General features: G+C 68.1%; 20 protein-coding genes. 12 read left to right on the top strand and 8 right to left on the bottom strand.

What is annotated here, in order from left to right; genetic code table 11:
* Positions 1 to 75 precede the first annotated feature (75 nt).
* Together V5G24_RS24570 and V5G24_RS24565 are read left to right on the top strand one after the other, a co-directional pair.
* Complete coding sequence (locus V5G24_RS24570; RefSeq protein ID WP_394086147.1) at positions 76 to 927, top strand: alpha/beta hydrolase; 852 nt, start codon at positions 76 to 78, stop codon at positions 925 to 927.
* Positions 928 to 937: 10 nt separating this feature from the next.
* A complete protein-coding gene (locus V5G24_RS24565; RefSeq protein WP_394086146.1) occupies positions 938 to 1,405 on the top strand; it encodes a secondary thiamine-phosphate synthase enzyme YjbQ in 468 nt (155 codons plus the stop codon).
* A 99-nt stretch (positions 1,406 to 1,504) separates the two neighbouring features.
* Here the strand turns inward: V5G24_RS24565 and V5G24_RS24560 are convergent, their stop codons facing one another.
* Entirely contained in the window at positions 1,505 to 2,545 is a 1,041-nt protein-coding gene (locus V5G24_RS24560) for a glutamine synthetase beta-grasp domain-containing protein (RefSeq protein WP_394086144.1), read from the bottom strand.
* Between the two features lie 490 nt (positions 2,546 to 3,035).
* On the opposite strand from V5G24_RS24560, the gene V5G24_RS24555 reads away from it, so the two are divergent.
* The 3 genes from V5G24_RS24555 to V5G24_RS24545 all read left to right on the top strand — a co-directional run bounded on the left by V5G24_RS24555 (position 3,036) and on the right by V5G24_RS24545 (position 5,797).
* Positions 3,036 to 3,233 carry a DUF2735 domain-containing protein gene (locus V5G24_RS24555; RefSeq protein ID WP_394086142.1) on the top strand — a complete coding sequence of 66 codons (198 nt, stop codon included), beginning with the start codon at positions 3,036 to 3,038 and terminating at the stop codon, positions 3,231 to 3,233.
* Positions 3,234 to 3,739: 506 nt separating this feature from the next.
* Positions 3,740 to 4,360: a LuxR C-terminal-related transcriptional regulator gene (locus tag V5G24_RS24550; protein WP_509292332.1), complete on the top strand. Its 621-nt coding sequence runs from the start codon at positions 3,740 to 3,742 to the stop codon at positions 4,358 to 4,360.
* Between the two features lie 66 nt (positions 4,361 to 4,426).
* Complete coding sequence (locus V5G24_RS24545; protein WP_394086139.1) at positions 4,427 to 5,797, top strand: AmpG family muropeptide MFS transporter; 1,371 nt, start codon at positions 4,427 to 4,429, stop codon at positions 5,795 to 5,797.
* Here V5G24_RS24545 and V5G24_RS24540 read toward each other — a convergent pair.
* From V5G24_RS24540 to V5G24_RS24525, 4 genes are all read right to left on the bottom strand, one after another.
* Positions 5,794 to 6,648 (bottom strand): C40 family peptidase, encoded by an 855-nt coding sequence (locus tag V5G24_RS24540; RefSeq protein ID WP_394086138.1) that lies wholly within the window; start codon positions 6,646 to 6,648, stop codon positions 5,794 to 5,796. The genes V5G24_RS24545 and V5G24_RS24540 overlap by 4 nt on opposite strands.
* Before the next feature lie 10 nt (positions 6,649 to 6,658).
* Entirely contained in the window at positions 6,659 to 8,020 is a 1,362-nt protein-coding gene (locus tag V5G24_RS24535; protein ID WP_394086177.1) for a leucyl aminopeptidase family protein, read from the bottom strand.
* A 125-nt stretch (positions 8,021 to 8,145) separates the two neighbouring features.
* Entirely contained in the window at positions 8,146 to 8,556 is a 411-nt protein-coding gene (locus V5G24_RS24530; RefSeq protein ID WP_394086137.1) for an SRPBCC family protein, read from the bottom strand.
* Positions 8,553 to 8,876, bottom strand: coding sequence for an ArsR/SmtB family transcription factor (locus V5G24_RS24525; protein ID WP_394086136.1), 324 nt, complete (start codon positions 8,874 to 8,876; stop codon positions 8,553 to 8,555). Before V5G24_RS24525 ends, V5G24_RS24530 begins: the two co-directional genes overlap by 4 nt.
* A 217-nt stretch (positions 8,877 to 9,093) precedes the next feature.
* On the opposite strand from V5G24_RS24525, the gene leuS reads away from it, so the two are divergent.
* Genes leuS through holA form a run of 3 tightly spaced genes read left to right on the top strand, consistent with a single transcriptional unit; the run spans position 9,094 to position 13,372 of the window.
* A complete protein-coding gene (gene leuS / locus V5G24_RS24520) occupies positions 9,094 to 11,724 on the top strand; it encodes a leucine--tRNA ligase (RefSeq protein ID WP_394086135.1) in 2,631 nt (876 codons plus the stop codon).
* Positions 11,711 to 12,343, top strand: a complete 633-nt coding sequence (locus tag V5G24_RS24515) for a hypothetical protein (protein ID WP_394086133.1) — start codon at positions 11,711 to 11,713, stop codon at positions 12,341 to 12,343. The genes leuS and V5G24_RS24515 overlap by 14 nt, the downstream gene beginning before the upstream one ends.
* A 3-nt stretch (positions 12,344 to 12,346) precedes the next feature.
* Complete coding sequence (gene holA / locus V5G24_RS24510; RefSeq protein ID WP_394086131.1) at positions 12,347 to 13,372, top strand: DNA polymerase III subunit delta; 1,026 nt, start codon at positions 12,347 to 12,349, stop codon at positions 13,370 to 13,372.
* A 282-nt stretch (positions 13,373 to 13,654) separates the two neighbouring features.
* On the opposite strand, the gene V5G24_RS24505 is transcribed toward holA, so the two are convergent.
* The gene (locus tag V5G24_RS24505) at positions 13,655 to 14,854 is read right to left on the bottom strand and encodes an alpha/beta hydrolase family protein (protein WP_394086130.1); all 1,200 of its coding nucleotides are present in this window, start codon (positions 14,852 to 14,854) and stop codon (positions 13,655 to 13,657) included.
* A gap of 236 nt (positions 14,855 to 15,090) precedes the next feature.
* Here V5G24_RS24505 and V5G24_RS24500 point away from each other — a divergent pair, with 236 nt between their 5' ends.
* The 4 genes from V5G24_RS24500 (at position 15,091) to eda (ending at position 17,911) form a co-directional block, all read left to right on the top strand.
* Positions 15,091 to 16,281 carry an MFS transporter gene (locus V5G24_RS24500; protein ID WP_394086129.1) on the top strand — a complete coding sequence of 397 codons (1,191 nt, stop codon included), beginning with the start codon at positions 15,091 to 15,093 and terminating at the stop codon, positions 16,279 to 16,281.
* 159 nt (positions 16,282 to 16,440) lie between these two features.
* Positions 16,441 to 16,605 (top strand): Flp family type IVb pilin, encoded by a 165-nt coding sequence (locus tag V5G24_RS24495; protein WP_394086127.1) that lies wholly within the window; start codon positions 16,441 to 16,443, stop codon positions 16,603 to 16,605.
* Positions 16,606 to 16,610: 5 nt separating this feature from the next.
* The gene (locus V5G24_RS24490) at positions 16,611 to 17,087 is read left to right on the top strand and encodes a prepilin peptidase (protein ID WP_394086176.1); all 477 of its coding nucleotides are present in this window, start codon (positions 16,611 to 16,613) and stop codon (positions 17,085 to 17,087) included.
* A gap of 176 nt (positions 17,088 to 17,263) precedes the next feature.
* A complete protein-coding gene (gene eda, locus V5G24_RS24485) occupies positions 17,264 to 17,911 on the top strand; it encodes a bifunctional 4-hydroxy-2-oxoglutarate aldolase/2-dehydro-3-deoxy-phosphogluconate aldolase (RefSeq protein WP_394086126.1) in 648 nt (215 codons plus the stop codon).
* Positions 17,912 to 17,958: 47 nt separating this feature from the next.
* Here eda and V5G24_RS24480 read toward each other — a convergent pair whose 3' ends face one another.
* Both V5G24_RS24480 and V5G24_RS24475 read right to left on the bottom strand, forming a co-directional pair.
* Positions 17,959 to 18,882 carry a sugar kinase gene (locus tag V5G24_RS24480; RefSeq protein ID WP_394086125.1) on the bottom strand — a complete coding sequence of 308 codons (924 nt, stop codon included), beginning with the start codon at positions 18,880 to 18,882 and terminating at the stop codon, positions 17,959 to 17,961.
* A 581-nt stretch (positions 18,883 to 19,463) separates the two neighbouring features.
* The gene (locus V5G24_RS24475; protein ID WP_394086124.1) at positions 19,464 to 20,114 is read right to left on the bottom strand and encodes a lysozyme inhibitor LprI family protein; all 651 of its coding nucleotides are present in this window, start codon (positions 20,112 to 20,114) and stop codon (positions 19,464 to 19,466) included.
* Between the last annotated feature and the right edge of the window lies 1 nt (position 20,115).

Genomic DNA, 20,115 nt, shown 5'->3' with positions numbered 1-20,115 from the left:
CTTGAATGCCGCGCCGTTCCGGTGTCGGCTCTGGCTCGGACATAAAACGGATTCGACGCGCGGGAGAGCTTGGGGATGGACATGGCGATTGAAGCGCCCGATTGGCGCGCCCTCGACCAGGAGGCTCGCGACCGCGCCTTCAACAATTCGGCCGCCGTCGCCGACAGCGCCGAGATCCTGCGCGGCTGGGCCGAGCGCTCGGCGGCCCTGCGCGCGCAATGCTGCCTCACCCTCGACCTGCCCTACGGGCCCGGCCCGCGCAACCGCATCGATTTCCTGAAAGCGGGCGAGAATGCCCCCACCCTGGTGTTCATCCATGGCGGCTATTGGCAGATGCGGGCGAAGGAGGATTTCACCTTCTGCGCCGCCGGGCCGCTGGCCCACGGCATCAATGTGGCGCTGATGGGCTATACGCTCGCGCCCGACGCCACTATCGACGAGATCAGCCGGGAAATCCGCGCCGGCCTGCGCCATCTCACGCGCGAACTGCCGGCGCTCGGCGGCGATGTCGACCGGGTGTTCCTCTCCGGCTGGTCGGCGGGCGGCCATCTGGCGGTGATGAACCTCGATCATCCCCTGATCAAAGGCGGCCTCGCCATCTCGGGCGTGTTCGACCTGGAGCCCATGCGCCACATCTATATCAACGCCAAGCTGGGGCTCGACGAAGCGGCGGTGGCGCGCAATTCGCCCACCCTGCTGCCGGGGCGCGGGAAGGTTCCGCTGATCCTGGTGGCCGGCAGCGGCGAACTGCCCCTCATGCGCAAGCAGACCGCCGATTTCGCCGCCCACCGCGCGGCGCAGGGCCTGCCGCTGCATTATGAGGAAATCCCCGGCGCCAATCATTTCACCATATTGGAGACCATGGCCGAGCCCTCGGGCCGCATCGCCCAGCTGATCACCGCTCTGGTGAAGGGCGTAGCGCTGTGAAGCCCCTGGCATGAGCCAGATCCGCCGCGGCCGCCCGCACGTCACCGCCCTCGACATCTGCGCCCAGGCGCTGCTGGAGGTGGAGACGCGCGGCGAGGGCTTCATCGACCTGACCCGCGAGGCGCGCGCCTTCCTGACCGAGGTGGGCGCGCGCAACGGCATGCTGCACCTGTTCTGCCGCCACACCTCCGCTTCGCTGACGATCCAGGAGAATGCCGACCCGGATGTGCGGGTGGACCTGCTCACCGCCTTGCGGCGCCTCGCGCCGGCGGATCATCCCTGGGTGCATGATCTGGAGGGGCCGGACGACATGCCCGCCCATATCCGCACGGCGCTCACCGCCAGCGACCTCGCCATTCCGGTGGCGGACGGCGCGCTGCGGCTCGGCACGTGGCAGGCGCTCTATCTCATCGAGCATCGCGCCCGCCCGCATGTGCGCGAGGTGGTGCTGTGCTTCTGCGGGGAAGCGCGGGACTGACGGCACGCCGGCCGCCGCAGTCAAAAAAGCAGCGCGGACCCCAAAAAAAACGGCGCGGACCCGAAGGCCCGCGCCGCTGATGGGAGGGGATCGAAACGATCAGGCCGCAGCCGAGACGCTGTCCTTGGTGGGAACTTCGGAGATGGTCTTCAGGATCTGCGAAGCGATCTGGTAGGGGTCGCCCTGGGAATTGGGGCGGCGATCCTCAAGATAGCCCTTGTAGTCGTTCTTGATGAACGAGTGCGGAACGCGGATCGAGGCGCCGCGATCGGCCACGCCGTAGCTGAACTTGTTCCACGGCGCGGTCTCGTGCTTGCCGGTCAGGCGCATGTGGTTGTCCGGACCGTACACGGCGATGTGGTCTTGAAGGTTCTTGTCGAATGCCGCCATGAGGGCTTCGAAATAATCCTTGCCGCCGACTTCCCGCAGGTAGGTGGTCGAGAAATTGGCATGCATGCCCGAGCCGTTCCAGTCGGTATCGCCGAGCGGCTTGCAGTGGAACTCGATGTCCACGCCGTACTTTTCGGTCAGGCGGAGCAGCAGGTAGCGCGCCATCCACACTTCGTCGGCGGCCCGCTTGGAGCCCTTGCCGAAGATCTGGAATTCCCACTGGCCCTTCGCGACTTCCGCGTTGATGCCTTCGTGGTTGATGCCGGCTTCGAGGCAGAGCTCAAGATGCTCCTCGACGATCTCGCGGGCGACATCGCCGACATTCTTGAAGCCGACGCCGGTATAATAGGGGCCCTGCGGGGCCGGATAGCCATGCTCGGGGAAGCCGAGCGGACGGCCGTCCTTATAGAAGAAATATTCCTGCTCGAAGCCGAACCAGGCGCCTTCGTCGTCCAGGATGGTGGCGCGGGCGTTGGTGGCGTGCGGGGTGACGCCGTCCGGCATCATGACTTCGCACATCACCAGGGCGCCGCTCTTGCGCGCCGGGTCGGGATAGATCGCGACCGGCTTCAGCACGCAATCCGAGCTGCGGCCCTCGGCCTGATTGGTGGACGAACCGTCGAAGCCCCAGAGCGGCAGCTCATCGAGCGCGGGGAAATGGTCATATTCCTTGATCTGCGTCTTCCCACGCAGATTGGGAACGGGGCTGTACCCGTCCAGCCATATGTACTCGAGTTTGTACTTTGTCATTACGAGCCTCTCGTGAGCTGATGACGCGACATGTGACCGTGTTCGGATGCGCGGTTCCGAAAAGGAACCGGCAGCGAATGGCGTGCTCGGCCGCCAACTGGCTGGCCTCTCCCAAGCATTTCCTATGCCAACCCGGCCAAGAGGCCGGACCCGGCGGATGCCCCTGCGCAATCTGCGGCGGCATCGATTTCTCCCAGGCCCGCACAAGATAGGCGGCTCAGCATGAGGCTGAATGGCGTGCCCAGGAAATGAACAGGCTCCATTTGACAGCAACCCCGACAGAAGCCGCAGGGCGCGGCTGGAACTTCATGCGTAACCGCACGTTCCATCTGCATGGAATGCTAGCCGAAGATGCAAAAACCGAAGTGCTGATAATGTAGTCAAACGGTGATTTTAAAAGAGGCAGCTTGTATAAAACACGGGCAGACCATGCTAAGCTCACCCAACGTCTGATGCGTTATCGCACAGCACAAAACGAGAGAGAGATAGAATGGCCACGAGTCAGTATCCGGGATCCGCAAAGATTTATGCCTTCCCCGCCGGCGGACGCGCGGGTGTTTCCGGCCGGCAGACCGCTGCCAAGCCCGTGAACGACCTAGCTGCGATGCAGATCGCCACCCAGAATTTCGGCAGCAGCTGGTACCACGAAGCCGCAATTCAGGAATCGGAGACGCCCCGCAAGCGCTGAATTCAAGACGTCCACGCAACCCATGCCACGTTCGTCTTTTAAACACTTGCAAACGACCTGAGGGCCGGCCCGTACAAGCGCCGGCCCTTTTTATTTGCAGCGGCGCGCCCGCGTCACCTTGCCTCGCGCAAAATCCTTCTCCCGCTTGGAGCGCCCCTCCCGAGCGGCGCAAAATTCCTCACCGAAGCTAAAACTGCTTATTTCTTAAGCATGATTGCCTTTCGAATAGGCAATGCCGGCACGTGCCCCGCCGCCCGCCCCTGCCGCGGCGATTGCGCCGGGACTTGACCTGGCCGCTTGACTCCACGCCTGCCCCTATGCCCTCAAGACACGGGTGGATAAGCCGGCTTGCAACGCGCGCCGACGGGTCGGATGATTCGGTGATTTCCGATTCGCGCGCGGGCCTCGAGCAAAGCCGGTGGGCAATTAACAGCCGGTGGGACCGGGGGAGAAGCCATTTGGGAGACGCCAACGCCTTCCGGCTCGTCATCGCCGATGACCATCCGATGTTTCGCGGCGCGCTGCGCGAAGCGCTCGCCGCGCTCTATCCTAAGAGCGAGATCGCGGAGGTCGGCACGTTCGACGATCTCCACGCCTTGCTGGACAAGGAAGCGGATTTCGACCTGATCCTGCTGGATCTCACCATGCCCGGCGCGCGCGGCTTTTCCGGGCTCATCTATCTGCGCGCCCAATATGCCGGCGTGCCGGTGGTGGTGGTCTCCGGCAATGAGGAGGCGCCGATCATCCGCCGCTGCCTCGATCTCGGCGCGTCCGGCTTTATCCCGAAGACCCTCGGCGTCACCGCCATGCGCGATGCGGTGGCGACCGTGCTCGCCGGCGGAAGCTGGGCGCCGCCGGATATCAATCTCTCCGGCCGCGGCGACAGCGAATCCGACGCCATCCTCGCCCGCCTCTCCACCTTGACCCCGCAGCAGGTGCGGGTGCTGATGATGCTGTCCGAAGGGCGGCTCAACAAGCAGATCGCCTATGAATTGTCGGTGTCCGAGGCGACCGTGAAGGCCCATGTCTCGGCCATCCTCCAGAAGCTCGGGGTGGAAAGCCGCACCCAGGCCGTCATCGCCGTCTCCAAGGTGGAATCCGGCCTGTGGAGCCATGGGCAGGCCTGAGCTCTTTCGCGATCCGCGCCCGGGCCGCTGGCGGCGGCCCGGCAGTCCCACGCTGGAGCCCGCTTCATGAGCCTTACTTCTGCGAATGCGCGCGTTTCCTCCGCATTCGCGGCGCTCGCGGTCTATCTGCGGCCGAGCGTGCTGGTGGTGATCCTGCTCGGCTTCTCCTCCGGCCTGCCGCTGGCGCTCACGGGCACCACGCTGTCGGTCTGGATGACCGAAGCCGGCGTCAATCTCGCCACCATCGGCCTGTTCTCTTTGGTGGGCCTGCCCTACACGCTGAAATTCCTCTGGGCGCCGATTGTCGATGCGCTGGACGTGCCGGTGCTCTCTGCCTGGCTCGGGCGGCGGCGCGGCTGGCTGCTCGCCACCCAGATCGTGCTCGCCGGCGCCATTCTGTTCCTCGGTCTCCAGGATCCGATGGCGGCGCCATTCGCCGTGGCGCTCGGGGCGGTGATCGTCGCCACCGTCTCGGCGACGCAGGACATCGTGGTGGATGCGTTCCGCGTGGAGCGGCTCGACACCTCCGAGCAGGCCGCTGGCATGGCGGGCTATGTGGCGGCCTATCGCATCGGCATGCTGGTGTCGGGCGCCGGGGTCATCGCCATCGTCGCGGCGCTGGAAGTCTATGGCGTGCCGCGCGCGCAGGTGTGGACCTGGGGCTATGTGGCCGCCGCGCTCTTCATGCTGGTGGGCATCGCCGCGACTTTCCTCGCCCGCGAGCCCGACGCCCCGGTGCGGCACGATGGCGACACGCCGACCCGCGAGGGCAGCGCGCTGAAGCGCGTCGTCGCGACCGCCGTGGGGGCGTTCAGCGAATTCCTCTCGCGCGACCAGGCGGTGACCATCCTGCTGTTCGTGCTGCTGTATAAATTCTGCGATGCGCTCGCCGGCGTGCTCACGGCGCCGTTCGTCATCTCCATCGGCTTCGACAAGGCGACCTATGCGGCCATCGTGAAGGGCGTGGGCCTCGCTGCCGCCCTGCTCGGCGGCTTTGCCGGCGGGGCGATCGCGCGGGCTTATCCTCTGGTGACCTGCCTGTGGGTCGGCGGCATATTGCAGATGCTGTCCAACCTCGCCTTCTCCGCCCAGGCGCTGATCGGCGTGAACGTGGCGGCGCTCACCGCCACCGTGGTGGTGGAGAATTTCACCGGCGCCATCGGCACGGTGATCTTCGTCGCCTATCTCTCGGCCCTGTGCGGGGCGCGGGCGCACACCGCCACCCAATATGCCCTGCTCACCGCGCTCACCGCCGTCGGCCGCACGTTCCTCGCCTCCGGCGGCGGCTATATCGTGGAGGCCACCGGCTGGGCGCTGTTCTTCCTCATCACCGTCCTCGCCGGCATTCCCGGCCTGATCCTGCTGGCATGGCTGCAGGCGCGCGGGCATTTCAAGGCGCTGGCGCGGAAGGATGCGGGCGCGGAGGCGCGGGCCTAAATCCCCAGCCGCTTAATGCTGCGCAGCGGCGTCGTCGCGCCGATACGGGCGAGCGCGGCCGGCAAGGACTCGCGGGCGACTTCCATGGCGAAGGCATTGGCATGGAGCAAGGTCGCCTCATCCTCCACGATCCCCACATGCCCCGCCCAGAACAGCAAATCGCCCCGCCGCAAAGGCGCATCCAGCGGCACGGTGATGCCGAGGGCGGATTCCTGCTGGTCGCTGTCGCGCGGCGCGGCGATGCCGCAGGCGGCAAGCGCGGTCTGCACCAGGCCGGAGCAATCGAGCCCGAAGGCCGAGCGCCCGCCCCACAGATAGGGCGTGCCGAGAAAGCGCGCCGCCACCTCCACGAAATCCGCCTCCAGCAGATCCAGCGGCGCCACATGCACCGCCGGCAGGAACCCCTGCGGCGTCACGGCAAAGGCGCCGCGCAGCTCGCGCACCTCCACCCGCGCGCCGAACGGCAGCACCGCGCGCGGCGGCAGCTTGATATCCGGGCCGGGGAACAGAAAGGTGCGCTGCGCCCGCACCTTATGGGTCGGCGCGGGGTCCATCACATCCAGCGCGTCGCTCGGCAGATAGCCCACATAGCCGTCGGTTTCGAGCTGGCCCCAGGCCCAGCCCTCGCCCTCGTCCTCATAGATGGTGACGATCTCGCCCTGGAGCGCCTCGGTATCGAGCGCGGCGGTGGACGAGGGCGCGCGGCGCATCCCCGCCACCGGCTCCACCACCCGGCGCTTCACGCCTTCATTGTAGAACGGCGCATCGACGATGCCGCGCAGGCTCTCGGCGGCAAGAGTAGCCTTGGCGGGGGTGAGGCGCGGGTCGCGGCCTTTCAGATCCTGGCTCATAAAACGGGCCTCATGCGCCGTAGCGTTCGGCGATCAGGGCATCGAGGGCGCGGATGGTCTGCGCCTCGCCGCCTTCCGGCCGGCCGGGACGGGCGGAGGGGTTCCAGGCGTAGATGTCGAGATGCAGCCAGGATTTGGCGGTCTCGACGAAGCGCGCCAGGAACAGCGCCGCCGTGATGGAGCCGGCAAAGCCGCCCGCGCCGGCATTGTTGATATCCGCCACCTTGGAGTCGATCATCGCGGCATAAGGCCGCCACAGCGGCAGGCGCCAGAGCGGATCGGCCTGCGCCTGGGCGTGGCGGGCGAGATCGGCGGCAAGCGCCTCGTCGTCCGTATAGGCCGGCGGCAGATGGGGGCCGAGCGCGACGCGGGCAGCGCCCGTGAGGGTGGCGAAATCCACCAGCAGGTCGGGGCTATCCTCGTCCGCCAGCGAGAGCGCATCGGCGAGCACAAGACGCCCCTCGGCGTCGGTATTGCCGATCTCCACGGTGAGGCCCTTGCGGCTCGAAAAAATGTCGCCGGGGCGGAAGGCGTCCCCCGCGATGGCATTTTCCACCGCCGGGATCAGCACCCGCAGCCGCACCTTCAAGCCGCGCGACATGATGAGATGGGCCAAGCCGAGCGCGGTCGCGGCGCCTCCCATGTCCTTCTTCATGATCAGCATGCCGGAGGAGGGCTTGATATCGAGCCCGCCGGTGTCGAAGCACACGCCCTTGCCGACCAATGTCACCTTCGGCGCATCTTCCGGCCCCCAGGTGAGATCCAGCAGGCGGGGTGCGCGGGTGGCGGCGCGGCCCACGGTGTGGATCAGCGGGAAATTGCGCGCCAGCAGATCCGCGCCGACGATGGAGCGAAAGCTCGCCCCATGGCGGGCCGCGAGGCGGCGGGCGGCGTCCTCCAGCTCGGCGGGGCCGAGGTCATTAGCCGGCGTATTGACCAGGTCGCGCACCAGGCTCACCGCCTCGAACGTGCGCGCGAGCGCAGCGGCATCATCGCCCGCACCGAGCTTCAGGCGCACCTGCCCCTTGGCATTGGCGCGATAGCGGGTGAAGCGATAGGTGCCGAGGGCGAAGGCGAGGGCATCGAGCGCGCCGATTTCGCCCTCCAGATGATAATCGCCTTCCGGCAGCAGGCCCGGCAGGGCTCCGGCGGCGAACGGATCGCCCTTTTCCCCCGGCACGCCGAACAGGAACCCGGCGACCGCGCCGTCTGCGTCGGGCAAAGCGAGCAATTTACCGCTTTCGCCCTTGAAGCCCGCCGCTTCCGCGAACCGCCGCGCCGCCTGCGGCAAGGGCGCGGTCTTGAAGCCCTCCCGGGTCACGAGGCGCACCGGCATGGAGGACATGGCGGCAGGGGCGAAGCACTCGGGCATCACGATCGGCATGGCGGTCTCCTTGGCCTTGCTGGTTAGCATGGCCCCGGCCCGGCGAGCCAGCACGGCGGCGGGATGGCCCGCAGCTGTGCCATGCATGCCCGCCCGAGTCCGGTTCTCGCGCTTCAGTCCGGCCGGTCCAGGGTCTGCTCCAATGCCGCAAGGAACCGCGGCCATCCGGCCTGGGCGCCGTGATAGGCCTGCTCCTGGCCCGGCCGGAAGCCCGACTGCTCCATGCGCAGCAGCGTTCCCTCGCCGGTCGGGACCAAGGTCCAGGTGACGACGCTTTCCAGCCCCATGCCCGACCACGTGTAGGACAATAGCGCCAGCGGTTCGATCTCCAGCACCCGGCAGGTCACGCCGCCCCAGTCCGCGCGCAGATCGAAGCTGTGGCCCACCACCGGCTCGAAATTGTTCTTCATGAGCCAGGTCTCGATCAGATGCGGCTGCGTGAGCGCACGCCACACCTTCTGGGGGGAATGGGCAAGCGCGCGCTCGACCACGACGGTGCGTGTCTCTTCGGCCATCTCGGTCATTGGTCCATCCTGTTCAGCAGGGTTTCGAGCTCGTCGAACCGGCCGGCCCAGAAGGCCGACATCTGGCGTGTCCAGTCGATCAGAGGGGCAAGGGCGAGGGGCTGGGCGCTGTAGTGAGTCTGCCGGCCCTGAGGGCGGTCGCGCACCAGCCCGGCCAGTTTCAGGGCGCCCAGGTGCTTGGAGACGGCGGGCTGCGAAATCCCGGCCTCCGCCGTCAGCGCGCCCACCGTCTGCTCGCCGGCGCTGCAGAGGCGCTCAAATATGGCCCGCCGGGTGGGATCGGCCAGCGCCTTGAAGAGGAGGTCGGGGGCGTTCGGCATGAAATCATAATCCTGCGGCTATGAATTAGATTCATAACCACAGAGCTATGTATTGGTCAACGGGCAATTCTTCGCGGCGGGGGCGCGGCCAAAACGCCGGAGGCATGCGGCCGGCTCTTTCATGGCGCCATGACCGCACCCTCTGCCGCAGCCGCGAAGGTTGACCCGTGGCGCGGTTTCTGTCCTAGTCCCGCCGCCCCTGGACCATAGATATTCGATGACCACAGACCGATATAACGCCCGCGACGCCGAACCCCGTTGGCAGAAGATTTGGAAGGACCGCGGCATCTTCCGCACGCGGAACGACGATCCGCGTCCCAAATTCTTCGTGATGGAGATGTTCCCCTATCCGTCGGGTCGTATCCATATCGGCCACGGGCGCAATTATGTGATGGGCGACGTGCTCGCGCGCACCAAGCGCATGCAGGGCTTCAACGTGCTCCATCCCATGGGCTGGGATGCCTTCGGCCTGCCGGCGGAGAATGCCGCCATCGAGCGCGGCATCCATCCCAAGGCCTGGACCTATGAAAACATCGCCTCCATGAAGGAGCAGCTCCAGCTGCTCGGCCTGTCGCTGGACTGGAACCGCGAGATCGCCACCTGCGATCCCTCCTATTATGTCGAGCAGCAGCGCATCTTCCTCGACCTGTTCGACAAGGACCTCGCCTATCGCAAGGAAAGCGAGGTCAATTGGGACCCGATCGATAACACCGTGCTCGCCAATGAGCAGGTGATCGACGGGCGCGGCTGGCGCTCCGGCGCGGTGGTGGAGCGGCGCAAGCTGTCCCAATGGTTCTTCCGCATCACCGATTTCGCCCAGGATTTGCTCGACGCCATCGACACGCTGGACCGCTGGCCGGACCGCGTGCGCCTCATGCAGCGCAATTGGATCGGCCGCTCGGAAGGCCTCGAAGTCCTGTTCGAGCTGTCGAAAGCCCATCACCGGGAGAAGATCCCGACCGGCACGGCGGCGGTGAAGGTCTATACCACCCGCCCCGACACGCTGTTCGGCGCGTCCTTCCTGGCGCTCTCGCCCGACCATCCCCTGACGACGGCCCTGGCTGCGAAGGACGATGCGCTCGCCGCCTTCGTGGTCGCCTGCAAGAAGGGCGGCACCACCGCCGAGGCGATCGAAACCCAGGAGAAGATGGGCTATGACACCGGCCTGAAGGTAGTGCATCCGCTGGATGCCAGCCGCACCGTGCCGGTCTATGTGGCCAATTTCGTGCTGATGGACTACGGCACCGGCGCCATTTTCGGCTGCCCGGCGCACGACCAGCGCGATCTCGACTTCGCCCGCAAATACGGCCTCACGGTCACCCCCGTGGTGCTGCCGCCGGACGCCGATCCCGCAACCTTCGCGGTGCAGGACCTCGCCTATGACGGCGAAGGCACGCTGTTCAATTCCCAATTCCTCGACGGCATGGCCGTGGATGCGGCGAAAGAAGCGGTCGCCCGGCAATTGGAGCGGTTCCGCATCGGCGACGAGCCGCAGGGCAAGCGGCAGGTGAATTTCCGCCTGCGCGACTGGGGCATCTCGCGCCAGCGCTATTGGGGTTGCCCGATCCCGATCATCCATTGCGAGACCTGCGGCCCCGTGGGTGTGCCGCGCGACCAGCTGCCCGTGACGCTGCCGGACGACGTGACGTTCGACATGCCGGGCAATCCGCTGGATCGCGCCAAGGCATGGCGCAACGTGCCCTGTCCCAAGTGCGGCGCGCCGGCCAAGCGCGAAACCGACACCATGGACACCTTCGTGGATTCGTCCTGGTATTTCCTGCGCTATGCCAGCGACGACGCGTCGAAGCCGCTCGACAAGGACGCGGTGCGCCATTGGCTGCCGGTGGACCAATATATCGGCGGCATCGAGCACGCGATCCTGCACCTGCTCTATTCGCGCTTCTTCACCCGCGCGCTCAATGCCTGCGGCCGCGTGGACATCAAGGAGCCATTCGCCGGCCTGTTCACCCAGGGCATGATCGTCCACGAGACCTATAAGGACAAAGCCGGCCGCTGGCTGTTCCCGGAGGAGGTGAAGCTCCTCGGTACCGGCAAGGCGGTGAAGATCGACACCGGCGAGGACGTGGTGGTCGGCCCGCCGGAGAAGATGTCCAAGTCCAAGCGCAACGTGGTGGCGCCCGAAGTGGTGGCCGACACCTATGGCGTGGATTGCGCGCGCTGGTTCATGCTCGCCGACACCCCGCCCGAGCGCGACAGCGAATGGACCCAGTCCGGCATCGAGGGCGCGTGGCGCTTCGTGCAGCGGGTGTGGCGTCTGGTGCATGAGGGCATCGCGCTCGGCGCGCCGGCCGATGCGCCGCGCCCGGACAGCTTCGGCCCGGAAGCCACCGCTTTGCGCCGGGCCTCCCACGCCCTGGTCGCCACGGTGGCCGAGGATGTGGAGCGCCTGCGCTTCAACGTGGCGGTGGCGCATGTGCACGAATTCGCCAATGCCTTCGGCCAGGCGATCGCCGGCGTGCGCGCCGGCGAGGTGGCGCCGGACATGGCGTTCGCCTTGCGCGAGGCGGCGGAAATGCTGGTGCGCACCGTCGCTCCCATGACGCCGCATCTGGCGGAGGAATGCTGGGCCGCGCTCGGCCATGAGGGTCTTGTCGCCGAGGCCGCATGGCCGCAGGTGGACCCGGCGCTGCTGGTTGAAAACACCATCACGCTGCCGATCCAGATCAACGGCCGCAAGCGCGACGACATCATCGTCCCGCGCGAGGCGACGCCGGCGGAGATCGAAGCCGCCGTGCTCGCCCTTGAAACCGTGCAGCGCGCCCTCGACGGGCGGCCGCCGAAGCGTATCATCGTGGTTCCACAGAGGATCGTGAATGTTGTCGCCTGATCGCGCCGCGCTATTCGCCCGCCTCGGCCTCGTGTGCGCCCTCTCCGGGGCGCTCGCCGGCTGTTTCCAGCCCATGTATGCGGCGAATTCCACCGTCGCCGGGCCTGCCCTGCAGGAGCGGCTGCAGGATATCGAGATCGTCAAGATCAACGGGCGCATCGGCAACGATCTGCGCAACGACTTGATCTATAATCTCACCGGCGGCGCGGGAAATCCCGCCAATGCGCCGTACAAGATGTTCATCACGGTCCGCTCCTCCAGTTCGTTCGCCATCGTCGATACGCAGTCGGGCCTGCCGGAAGCCAAGACCTATCGCGTGGAAGGCGATTGGAAGCTGGTGCGCGCGGGCGAGGAGACCAAGCCGCCGATCGCCTCCGGCAAGGCGGCCGCCGCGGTCTCCACCGACGTCAGCGAACAGCGCTTCGCCAATTACAGCTCCGCCCGCGACGCGGAGAGCCGCGCCTCGCAGGTGGTCGCGGACCAGATCAAGGTGCAGCTGGCCGCCTTCTTCATCAAGAACCCCACCGGCACGCCCGCTCCGGGTGGCCCCCCGACCGGCAGCCCGCCGGTGGCGCCGCCGCCGGCCGCAACTCCGGCCACCACCACGCCGGCGCGCTGACCCATGGTTGCGGTGCGCGCGGGCGAGGCCGATACCGCCCTCGCTCGCCGCGATCCAAAGCGTCCCGTGGTGCTGATCTACGGCCCCGACATGGGGCTGGTGCGTGAGCGCGCGGCCACCCTCGTGCGCCGCGCCGTGCCCGATACCAGCGATCCGTTCGCCGTGGTGCGGCTCGACGGCGACGAGCTCTCCTCCGATCCGCGGCGCCTTATGGACGAGACGCGCACCATCGGCCTGTTCGGCGGGCAGCGCGTGGTGTGGGTGCGCGCCGGCAGCCGCAACCTCGTGCCCGCGCTCGAACCCGTGCTTGCGGAGCCGTGCGACGCCTTGGTGGTGGTGGAGGCCGGCGACCTGAAGAAGGGCGCGCCACTGCGCTCCTTATGCGAGGGCGCGCCGAATGCGCTCGCCATCCCCTGCTATGCCGACGGCGAACGCGACCTGATGCGCCTCGTCGATACCATGCTGGGCGAAGCCGGCCTCGCCATCGACCTCGACGCGCGCGACCTGCTGGTCTCCCTCATCGGCGGCGACCGCCTCGCCTCGCGCGGCGAGATCGAGAAGCTGGCGCTCTATGCCAAGGGGCAGGGGCGCGTGACGCTGGAAGACGTCCGGCTCATCGTGGGCGATGCCTCCGCACTCGCCATGGACGATGTGGTGGACGCCGCGCTCGCCGGCCAGCCGGCGCAGACCGCCACCGCGCTCGCCAAGGCCTGGGGCGCGGCGACCCGGCCCGACGCCATTCTCGGCGCGCTGCTGCGGGCGCTCATGGCGCTGCACCAGATGGCGCTGGCGGTGGAGGGCGGCAGTTCGATCGAGCGGGTGATCGACCAGGCCCGCCCGGCCGTGCATTTCTCCCGCAAGCCCCTGGTGGACAAGGCCTTACGCGCGTTCACGCCGGACCGCTGCCTGCGCGCCATCCTCACCGTGGACGACGCCGTCCTCGCCTGCCGGCGCAATGCCGCCATGGCCCAGCCGATCACCGAACGGGTGCTGCTGAACCTCGCCGTGCGCCGCCGCGACGCCGCCTGAACGGCACCGCTTAGAGCGCGATCCGATCGCCCTCTACCTGATTGAACAGGGCCGGATCGACATTCACGGCTTGACGCAGTTCAGGAGCGAAACGTCATGCACGGGCTTGTCCCGTGCATCCACGCTGCACCGCTGGCGCCAGCTTTTCAAGGCCCGCGCGGGCGACCTGGCGTGGATGGCCGGGACCAGCCCGGCCATGACGAACGGTAAAAGCAAGACAACCGCGCGCAGGTGCCGTGAGGCTCCTCGAAGATACACCACGCCATTGAATGTCGATCCCTCCTAGCGCCCGAGCACGGCATCCAGCCAGTCGAACATCTCGCGATTGAACAGGGCGCGGGCGCCGCCCTCGCAATGCGCCGCGGCCCCCTCCTCCGCCTTGAAGAGCGCGAGCCGCTTGGTGCAGGCGAGATGCTCGAACAGGCTTTCCGCCGTGGCGCCGATGGCGTCGCCCTGCGCCTTGCAGACCATGGTGGGACAAGCGATTTCCTGCGCGCGGCCCTCCAGGGTGAAGGCGGCGATGGACTGCACATAATCCCACGGCGTATCCACGCCATTGACGAACAGGCCGCGCCGCAGGCCCCAGCCCTTGGTGGGGCTGCGCAGCATGTGATCCATCATCCGGCTCAGCAGGCGGCGGGTGAGGGGATTGCCCTTGGGCAGGCCGCGCCCGAGCCAGCGCGGCAGGCGCGCCCGCATCTCGTCGAGCAGCGCATATTGACCGGGATCGACCACCAAAGCGGCAAGGCGCGGCTCGCCACTGGCGCCGCGCGCCGCCAGATAGCCGCCGAGGCTGAGGCCGTAGAGCGCGATGCGCTCGGGGTCCACTCCCGGCTGGGCGAGGGTGAAATCCACCACCGGCCGCAGCACGTTTTCCCAGTCCGGCCGCAAATGCAGGCCCTGCTTGAACAGCGCCTCGCCCTGCCCCGGCCCGTCATAGAGCAGCACATTATAGCCGCGCTCCAGCGCTGCCGCACCGCTGAAGAAGAAGTTCTCCTCCGCCGTACCGTCATAGCCGCCGGTGACGATCAGCGTCGGGCGCGGCGTGTCGTCGGCGGAAGGCCGCAGGAACAGGCCGTGAAGGCGCGTCTCCTCGAACGGGATGCGCACGCTCTCCACCGGATGGGCCATGAGCGCGCCGGCGCGGGCAAAGGCTTCGGCCTGGCGCTCATAGGCCTTGACCGCACGGGGGTCGACCGGCGCCGCCAGCAGGAACAGGGACGAGGCGCGGAAATAATTGGAGGCGCGCAGAAACGCCTGGCGCGCGCTGGTGCCCCGGCCGGCGGCAAGGCTCGCCTGGCCGGCGTCGTACAGCCGTTCGGCGAGCGTATTCCATTCGCCATGCCAGCGCTCGGTGTCGCCCTGCGGGATGCGGGCGGCGAGCGCGAGGCATTCGCCGATATCGGCGCCGCCATAATAGGTGTGGCCGAGCGTGCGCAGGAACTGGGCCTCAAACAGATCGTCCTTGAACCACAGACCCATGGCGCGTGTCTCCCGCCCCGTCCAACCCGGCTTTGCAGCAACATATCAGACACGCGCGCGCTGTCGCGATGCGAAGGCGTCGCCATTCGGCATGAGGCACGCAGGGCCTCGGCAAAAGGGCGCGATGCTGCATCGCCGCATGGCTGGCACTACCGCAGCGCACTTGCTGCGGCGCATCAATTTGATCAAAGTCAAATCTTATGCTTCGCCCGGTCCCTCCCAGCGCGGACGTTCCCATGCCCTTGTCGCTCCTGTCCCTCGCCGTCGCCGCCTTCGGCATCGGCACCACGGAATTCGTGGTCATGGGCCTTCTGCCCGACGTGGCCGGCGACCTCGGCGTCACCATTCCGCAGGCCGGGCTTCTGGTGACCGGCTATGCGCTCGGTGTGGTGATCGGCGCGCCGCTGCTCGCCATCCTCACCGCCAACTGGCCGCGCAAGACCACTTTGGTGGGGCTGATGGCGGTGTTCATCGGCGGCAACATCCTGTGCGCGCTCGCGCCCAGCTACGGCCTGCTGATGGGCGCGCGCATCGTCACCGCCTTCTGCCATGCCGCCTTCTTCGGCATCGGCTCGGTGGTGGCGGCAGACCTGGTGCTGCGCCACAAGCGGGCGCAGGCGATCGCGCTCATGTTCGCCGGCCTTACCATCGCCAATGTGCTCGGGGTTCCGGCGGGAACGGCGCTCGGCCAATGGCTCGGCTGGCGCTCCACCTTCTTCGCGGTGGCGCTCATCGGCGCCGCGGCGCTTGCCGCCTTGGTGGTGCTGCTGCCCCGCGGCCTGCCCATGAAAAGCGGGCGCATCCTCAGCGAATTCCGCGTGCTGGGCGATGTTCAGGTGGCGCTGGCCATGCTGATCAGCGTGCTGTGCTCGGCCAGCCTGTTCAGCGTCTTCACTTATATCTCGCCGCTGCTGGCGCAGGTGACGGGGCTATCCGCGAACGCCATCACCGGCGCGCTGCTGCTGTTCGGGGTGGGGCTGACCGCCGGCAACATGCTGGGCGGCAAGCTCGCCGACTGGCGGCTCATGCCCTCGCTGATCGGCACCTTGGTGGTGCTGATCGCGGTGCTGGTGGTGTTCGTGCCCGCGAGCACCAGGCCCGCGCCGGCGCTCGCCGTGCTCACGGTGTGGGGCGTGCTCGCCTTCGCGCTCGTGCCGCTGCTGCAATTGCGCGTGGTGGATACCGCCACCTCGGCGCCGAACCTTGCCTCCACCCTCAACCAGGGCGCCTTCAACCTCGGCAATGCGGCCGGCGCCTGGATCGGCGCCATCGCCATCACCCACGGCCTCGCCTATCAGAACCTGCCGTTCGTGGGCATCGCGCTCGCATGCGCGGCGCTCGTGCTCGGACTGGTCTCGCAGCGGCTGGACGCCCGCGCGCAGCGGCAAGACGCTCGCGCGCAGCCGGTCGCGGCCGAGCGCTGCTGAGGGAGCGTTAACCTTCCCCACAAGCTGTGCCGGCGCGAGAGCTGCCGGGCGGGGCGCGTTTACCACTCGGCAAAGGAGCATCCCCTAGCGTTCGAACCAAGGACGGCGCCTCACGCCGTCTGAGACAGCCGCGCGGGACAGCGCGGACGAGGGTGTGCGATGAAGCTCTTGCTGGCCCGCTTCGTGAAAGAACAACATGGCTCGACGGCCCTGGAATACGGGCTGATCGCCGCCGGGCTGTCGATCGCCATCGTCACTGTGCTGACCCAGATCGGCCTCACCCTGGCGCGCCTGAAGGCTGGCGCCGCAGCGGCGGGCAATTGAGCGGCGTGGTCTTCTTCCCGCTCGACCATCTGCTGGTGCTCGGCCTGTTTCCGGCGGCCCTCGCGGCGGTGATCGCCACCGACTTGTCATGGCGGGTGATTCCCAATCTCGTCATCCTCTCCCTTGCCTGCGGCTTCACCCTGCTCGCCGCCTCGGGACGGGTGGGCGACCTTCCGCTGCGGCTGATGCTGGCGGCGGGGGTGCTGGCGTCCGGTTTCTGGCTGTTCGCCCATGATCTCATCGGCGCGGGCGACGCCAAGCTCGCCGCAGCGCTGGCCCTGTGGCTCGATCCCTCCCAATTGCCGGCCTTCGCCTTGATCTGCGGCCTGTTCGGCGCGCTGCTGGTGGGCGGCGTCACGCTCTGGGCACGGGGCGGCTGGCGCGGCCTCGGGATGGCCGGGAGCCTGCCCTATGGCGTGGCGCTGGCCGGCGCAGGGCTGGCGCTGTTCCCCAGCTCCAGCCTGATGACCGCTTTGGTCTGACCGTCCGCGCGACAGGCCGCGCGACGGGCCACCGATTTTCCGCCGGGCATTTCTTAAATCGTTTCAACCCTTTGACGCGCAACACCCGCGGCCGCGTGCCCCTGCCTCGGGCGATGCCCCCTCGACAGCGGCCGGCGGGTGGGGTTCAAAGGCGGCTCGGTTGAGAGAGACACATCATGAGCCTTCCAAGCCCGCTCCCCTTCGTCGCCCGCGCGCCCGTCATCCCGGTGGTGGTGATCGAGCGCCTGGAAGATGCCGTGCCGCTCGCCCGCGCGCTGGTGCAGGGCGGGTTGCCGCTGATCGAAGTGACGCTGCGCACGCCGGTGGCGCTGGAGGCCATCCGCCATATCGTGCGCGACGTGGAAGGTGCGCTCGCCGGCGCCGGCACGGTGACCGACCAGGCGCAGGTGGAAGCCGCCATCGAGGCCGGTGCCGCCTATCTTGTGAGCCCCGGCACGACGCCCCGCTTCGCCGAATCCCTCGCGCAGGCGCCGGTGCCGGTGCTGCCCGGCTGCGCCACCACGAGCGAAGCCATGGTGCTGTCGGGCCTCGGCTTCGAGGTGCTGAAATTCTTTCCCGCCGAGGCGTCGGGCGGCGTCGGTTTCCTGAAATCGGTGGCGGGTCCGCTGCCGCATTTGCGCTTCTGTCCCACGGGCGGCATCGGGCCGGGCAATGTGGCGAACTATCTCGCGCTGCCGAACGTGGTGGCGGTGGGCGGCTCCTGGGTGGTGCCGGCCGATCTGATCCGCGCCGGCGATTTTACCGCCATCCGCGACCTCGCCAGCGTCGCCGCCGCACTGCCGCGGGCCGCGAAATTCGGCTGAGACTGGTTTTGCCGCAATAAAGCAGGGCGCCTGGAGCGCCCTGCCGCTCAATGCGCCGGGATACCTTCCTGCGCGGCGCGCGGGATGATGGCGCCGCGATGCAGGATCACCGTGCCGGCGAGGCGATGGCCGGCGCGCGCCGCCTCTTCCGGGCTCGCGCCCTTGAGGCGGGCGGCGAGATAGGCGGCGTTGAAGCTGTCGCCCGCGCCGGTGGTGTCCACGGGGCGCACCTCGCGCTCCACCGGCACCTCTATGATGCGCCCCTCGGCATAGACCAGCGCGCCGCCGGCACCGTTCTTCACCACCACCTCGCCCACCCCGTAGGTGGTCATGCGCTCAATGGTGGCGTGCGGCGAGGCATCGCCCCATAGCGCCGCCTCGTCCTCGAAGGTGGGCATGGCGATGGAGGCGCGCTTCAGCGCCTCGGCGAACACCATGCGGGCGCGCGCGACATCGCCGCCCCAGCCGCGCGGACGGTAATTGCCGTCGAACACGCGCCAAGCGCCGCGCTCGCCCGCCATCTCCAGCGCCGCGAGAAACCGGCCGAGCCCGACATTGGAATAAAGCGACAGGGTGATGCCGGAGAAATAGGTCGCCCGCGCATCCACCAGGATCTCGGCGACGCCCTGCCAGCCCTCGAACTCGAACAGCGAACGGGCGGGGGCGGTATCGCGCCAATAATGGAAGGTGCGCTCGCCCCGGTCGTCGGTGGTGATGAGATAGAGGCCGGGCACCCGCCCCTTGGCGATCAGCACCGCCTCTCGCTCTACGCCCTCATGGGCGGCAAGATCGAGGATCTGGGCGGAATAGGCATCGTCGCCGAGCGCGGTGGCATAAGCGGTCTCGATCCCGGCGCGGGCGAGATAGACGGCGGTGTTGAAGGTGTCGCCGCCGAACGCAAGGCCGAACCGGCCGTCATTGCCGCGCGCCAGTTCCACCATCACTTCGCCCACGCACACCACTTTGGCCATTGCACTTCCTCGAACGCATCCTTCCGCACCTTTGGCGAAAGGGACCGGCCGGCGCAAGTCCAATGGATTTAGGTTGGGGGCGGGCTTTCTGTTGGAAAACCGGAAAACCGCACCAGCCCAAGCCCCCCCCTCCCCGGCGGGGAGAGGGGGTTTTCTCTCCGGAAGCCAGAGGCTGAGCCGGACGGGACCTCACCTCTCCCCGTGGGGGAGAGGTCGACCGCGCAGCGGGCGGGTGAGGGACCCTCTGCATGGACGCGCCCGGCCTTCGCGCGAGCGGTGCGCCCCTCACCCCAACCCTCTCCCCCGCGGGGAGAGGGGGTTTTCACTCCGGAAGCCAGACGCCGCGCCAGCCAGAACATCACCTCTCTCCCGGCGGGGAGAGGGGGTTTTCTCTCCGGAAGCCAGAGGCTGAGCCGGACGGGACCTCACCTCTCCCCGAGGGGGAGAGGTCGACCGCGCAGCGGGCGGGTGAGGGGGACCCTCGGCATGGACGCGCCCGGCCTTCGCGCGGGCAGTGCACCCCTCACCCCAGCCCTCTCCCCGGCGGGGAGAGGGGGGTTTCACTCCGGAATCTTGCCCGGCTAATCCAGCGGCGGCGCCACGGCGGTGAGCCAGGTGGCGGGGCGGGTGCCGATATTGTCCATCACCAGGGCCGGCGCCGGCGCTGCGGGCGGCGGCACCTCGCCATAGCGGCGGCGCAGATCCTCGGCGCGGCGCTCGTTGTTCGCGATCAGGCACAAGGCCCGCTGCTCGAAATTGCCGATGCCGCGCGGCCCCTCGAACGGCGCCACGCTCTGGCAATCGAAATTGCGATACATGCCGAAGCGGATCTGCGCCTCGTCCAGCAGCACGCGCCAGCGATTGCGCTGCGACGGCAGAAGGTCGGCGCGCGCCTCGATCACCGCGACGGCATTGGCGAGCGCCGCCTCCATCACCTTCTCGGAGACCGAGATCGCCTCGTAGAGGCAGCGGTTATAGTCGCGCGCCAGCACTTCGCCGCTGCGGCAACGGGCGGTGGAGGGCCAGGGCTCCACCACCGCCGCCTTCGAGGGCGGGGGCGGGCTGGAGGTGGGCGGCTGGGCGTGCGCGCTCCCGCCCGGTGCCCCGAGCAGAAGCGCGAATGCCAGAAGGAGACGGACCGCCGGAACAGGTCCAGACGCAAAGCCCGCGCGGATAGGACCGGCGCATTCCCTGCCGGCGAACACTCTGCGGGCGAAGGCGCGGCGTGTCATT

Source organism: Roseixanthobacter finlandensis, assembly GCF_043195105.2.
Classification (GTDB): domain Bacteria; phylum Pseudomonadota; class Alphaproteobacteria; order Rhizobiales; family Xanthobacteraceae; genus NCEH01.
Note: the sequence above shows the minus strand (reverse complement) of the source record. Positions and strands in the feature narration are given on the sequence as shown.

Excerpts from the sequence above, each read along its gene's own strand:
- V5G24_RS24570 (WP_394086147.1), top strand. The coding sequence starts at position 76 with ATGGACATGGCGATTGAAGCGCCCGATTGGCGCGCCCTCGACCAGGAG.
- V5G24_RS24565 (WP_394086146.1), top strand. The coding sequence starts at position 938 with ATGAGCCAGATCCGCCGCGGCCGCCCGCACGTCACCGCCCTCGACATC.
- V5G24_RS24560 (WP_394086144.1), bottom strand. The coding sequence starts at position 2,545 with ATGACAAAGTACAAACTCGAGTACATATGGCTGGACGGGTACAGCCCC.
- V5G24_RS24555 (WP_394086142.1), top strand. The coding sequence starts at position 3,036 with ATGGCCACGAGTCAGTATCCGGGATCCGCAAAGATTTATGCCTTCCCC.
- V5G24_RS24550 (WP_509292332.1), top strand. The coding sequence starts at position 3,740 with ATGTTTCGCGGCGCGCTGCGCGAAGCGCTCGCCGCGCTCTATCCTAAG.
- V5G24_RS24545 (WP_394086139.1), top strand. The coding sequence starts at position 4,427 with ATGAGCCTTACTTCTGCGAATGCGCGCGTTTCCTCCGCATTCGCGGCG.
- V5G24_RS24540 (WP_394086138.1), bottom strand. The coding sequence starts at position 6,648 with ATGAGCCAGGATCTGAAAGGCCGCGACCCGCGCCTCACCCCCGCCAAG.
- V5G24_RS24535 (WP_394086177.1), bottom strand. The coding sequence starts at position 8,020 with ATGCCCGAGTGCTTCGCCCCTGCCGCCATGTCCTCCATGCCGGTGCGC.
- V5G24_RS24530 (WP_394086137.1), bottom strand. The coding sequence starts at position 8,556 with ATGACCGAGATGGCCGAAGAGACACGCACCGTCGTGGTCGAGCGCGCG.
- V5G24_RS24525 (WP_394086136.1), bottom strand. The coding sequence starts at position 8,876 with ATGCCGAACGCCCCCGACCTCCTCTTCAAGGCGCTGGCCGATCCCACC.
- leuS (WP_394086135.1), top strand. The coding sequence starts at position 9,094 with ATGACCACAGACCGATATAACGCCCGCGACGCCGAACCCCGTTGGCAG.
- V5G24_RS24515 (WP_394086133.1), top strand. The coding sequence starts at position 11,711 with ATGTTGTCGCCTGATCGCGCCGCGCTATTCGCCCGCCTCGGCCTCGTG.
- holA (WP_394086131.1), top strand. The coding sequence starts at position 12,347 with ATGGTTGCGGTGCGCGCGGGCGAGGCCGATACCGCCCTCGCTCGCCGC.
- V5G24_RS24505 (WP_394086130.1), bottom strand. The coding sequence starts at position 14,854 with ATGGGTCTGTGGTTCAAGGACGATCTGTTTGAGGCCCAGTTCCTGCGC.
- V5G24_RS24500 (WP_394086129.1), top strand. The coding sequence starts at position 15,091 with ATGCCCTTGTCGCTCCTGTCCCTCGCCGTCGCCGCCTTCGGCATCGGC.
- V5G24_RS24495 (WP_394086127.1), top strand. The coding sequence starts at position 16,441 with ATGAAGCTCTTGCTGGCCCGCTTCGTGAAAGAACAACATGGCTCGACG.
- eda (WP_394086126.1), top strand. The coding sequence starts at position 17,264 with ATGAGCCTTCCAAGCCCGCTCCCCTTCGTCGCCCGCGCGCCCGTCATC.
- V5G24_RS24480 (WP_394086125.1), bottom strand. The coding sequence starts at position 18,882 with ATGGCCAAAGTGGTGTGCGTGGGCGAAGTGATGGTGGAACTGGCGCGC.
- V5G24_RS24475 (WP_394086124.1), bottom strand. The coding sequence starts at position 20,114 with ATGACACGCCGCGCCTTCGCCCGCAGAGTGTTCGCCGGCAGGGAATGC.